Consider the following 2,540-nt stretch of genomic DNA (forward strand, 5'->3'; position numbering starts at 1 on the left):
TGCAAAAAACGGGCATAGTATACCACCTTCGGCGGGTCAAAGTGAGCCACCCGCGGCGGACCAAAGTGAGCATAGTGGGGCGGATGAAAGTGAGCCACTAAAAAGATCGATTCTATTTGAGTGTTGCGATGGTTTCTTTTGTAAAAAAGACCATGGCGAACAAACAGATAGATATGCGAAAGGCAAAAAGGATTTACAAATTGTACGGCGAGGGGGCCAGCAAGCGACGGATCAGCAAGGAACTTGGCATCTCCCGCAACACGGTGGCCAAGTACATCGAGTTCTTCAAGTGCTACAGGCTGACGCCCTACGAGGTCTCGGAGATGACCCTGGAGGAGATCCACAGGCTCTTCAAGGCGGACCAAAAGCCCAAGAGCGAACAGCTGAGGACCTTAGAGCGGTACTTCCCTTATTTTGACAAGGAACTCCGCAAAACGGGGGTCACGCGCCAGTTGCTCTGGGAAGAGTATTATGCGAAGCACCCGGACGGGTTCAAGCTCTCCCAGTTCAGGTACTGGTACCGTGAATGGACAAAGGAGACATCGCCAGTGATGCACTTCACCCATAAGGCGGGCGACAAGCTCTTCATCGATTTTACGGGCAAAAAGCTCCATATAACGGACAAATATACGGGAGAGATCCAGGAACTCGAGGTATACCTGTGCGTACTGGGCAGCAGCCATTACACCTACGTGGAGGCCTGTCGGAGCCAGAAACTGGAGGACTTCATGCGATGTACCGAGAACGCACTGTGGTTCTATGGCGGGGTCCCCCGTGCCCTGGTGACCGACAACCTGAAGTCGGCAGTCACCAAGAGCAGCAGTTACGAGCCGAAGGTCAACGAGGCCTTTGCCGATTTTGCGGAGCATTACGATACCGCCGTGCTGCCGACAAGGGCCTACAGGCCAAGGGACAAGGCCATCGTGGAGAACGCGGTGCGCATTGTCTATACCAGGGTGTTCGCCCCTTTGCGCAACAGCACCTTCCACAGTGTGGGCGAGATCAACAGGGCCATCCTGGAACTGCTAAGGGCCCATAACAATATTTCCTTCAGGGGAAGGGAATACTCCAGGTGTTCCCTCTTCCGGGAAGTGGAGGTGCCGGAGCTCGGTCCCCTTCCCTTGAAACGATATGAGATAAGATCTTATGCAAAGGGAACGGTCCACAAGAACAGCCATATCTACCTTGGCAGGGACAAGCACTACTACAGTGTTCCCTACAGGCACATCGGCAAACAGGTGAAGATCGTCTACACGGACAGCTTCGTGGAGATATACCACAGGCACGAACGTTTGGCCGTCCATGAAAGAAAGAGGCAACGCTACGGCTATACCACCGCAGCGGAACATATGCCCTCCCACCACAGGTTCGTCAGCGAATGGAGCAGCGAGAAGTTCATCTCCTGGGCCGCGCACATCGGCGAGAACTGCAAGGGGTACATCATCGGGATACTCGACAAGAAACAACATCCGGAACAATCCTATAAATCCTGCATGGGCATACTGCACCTGGCCAAGAAGGTCGGCAACCAACGGCTGGACAATGCCTGCAGGCGGGCATCGGACTATGGGGCCTATAATTACAGCATGGTGGAGCGGATACTGAAAAAAGGGTGGGACACCCTGGAGGACGACCCGGAGGATACCTCCGAGGTCCCGGACCACGATAACATCAGGGGAGGAAACTATTATAAATGACAAACATTAAAACAGACAACATGAACACAAAGACATTGGAACAGATGAAACAGCTCAGGCTCCACGGGATGGTCAGGGCCTTTGACACCAGCCTCTCGCCCGAGAGCATGGACTATACCAACGATGAACTGGTGGCCTATCTGGTACAGTCCGAATGGGACGATAGGCACAACCGCAAGATCGAGCGCCTGACAAAGGCCGCAAGGTTCAGGTACGGTGCCGTTATGGAGGCCATCGATTACGGCCCTGGAAGGAACATCGACAGGAACAGGATACAGCGCTACGCCTCCTGTGGATTTATACGCAAGGGTGAAAATATGCTCATTACCGGGAGCACCGGGGTCGGCAAGAGCTATCTGGCCTCCGCCATCGGGCACCAGGCCTGCTCAATGGGGCACAGGACCATGTACTTCAACACGGCCAAACTCTTTACCTTGCTCAAAACCTCAAAGGCGGACGGGTCCTATCTAAAATTCATTGGAAAACTTGAAAAACAGGACCTGCTCATACTGGATGACTTTGGCCTAAAACCATTGGACAACATCAACAGGCACTCTTTGATGGAGATCATAGAGGACAGGCACGGCAAAAGGTCCACCATTATAGCCTCACAACTGCCCGTGGAGGCATGGCACGATGTCATCGGTGAAAAAACGATCGCCGACGCCATCCTTGACCGGCTGGTGCACTCGGCTCACAGGGTGGACATAAAAGGGGAATCAATGAGAAAAAAAATTAAAAATAAACGTTAACTTCAGCACCAAAATGAGTCGATCTCGTGCACTTGATTTGCACTGCTCACTTTCATCCGCCGCAGGTGGTATACATTGACCGCCCTATCCA

At 53.0% G+C, this 2,540-nt stretch carries 2 protein-coding genes; both read left to right on the forward strand.

Annotation, left to right across the window (positions count from 1 at the left end; all coding sequences use genetic code 11):
• Window positions 1-152: 152 nt before the first annotated feature.
• Window positions 153-1,697 carry an IS21 family transposase gene (gene istA, locus ACRHOZ_RS20805; protein ID WP_163636634.1) on the forward strand — a complete coding sequence of 515 codons (1,545 nt, stop codon included), beginning with the start codon at window positions 153-155 and terminating at the stop codon, window positions 1,695-1,697.
• 20 nt (window positions 1,698-1,717) lie between these two features.
• Window positions 1,718-2,449 carry an IS21-like element helper ATPase IstB gene (gene istB, locus ACRHOZ_RS20810; RefSeq protein WP_268224373.1) on the forward strand — a complete coding sequence of 244 codons (732 nt, stop codon included), beginning with the start codon at window positions 1,718-1,720 and terminating at the stop codon, window positions 2,447-2,449.
• The last annotated feature ends 91 nt before the right edge of the window (window positions 2,450-2,540 follow it).

This window comes from Flagellimonas flava (assembly GCF_050617915.1).
GTDB lineage: Bacteria > Bacteroidota > Bacteroidia > Flavobacteriales > Flavobacteriaceae > Flagellimonas > Flagellimonas flava_A.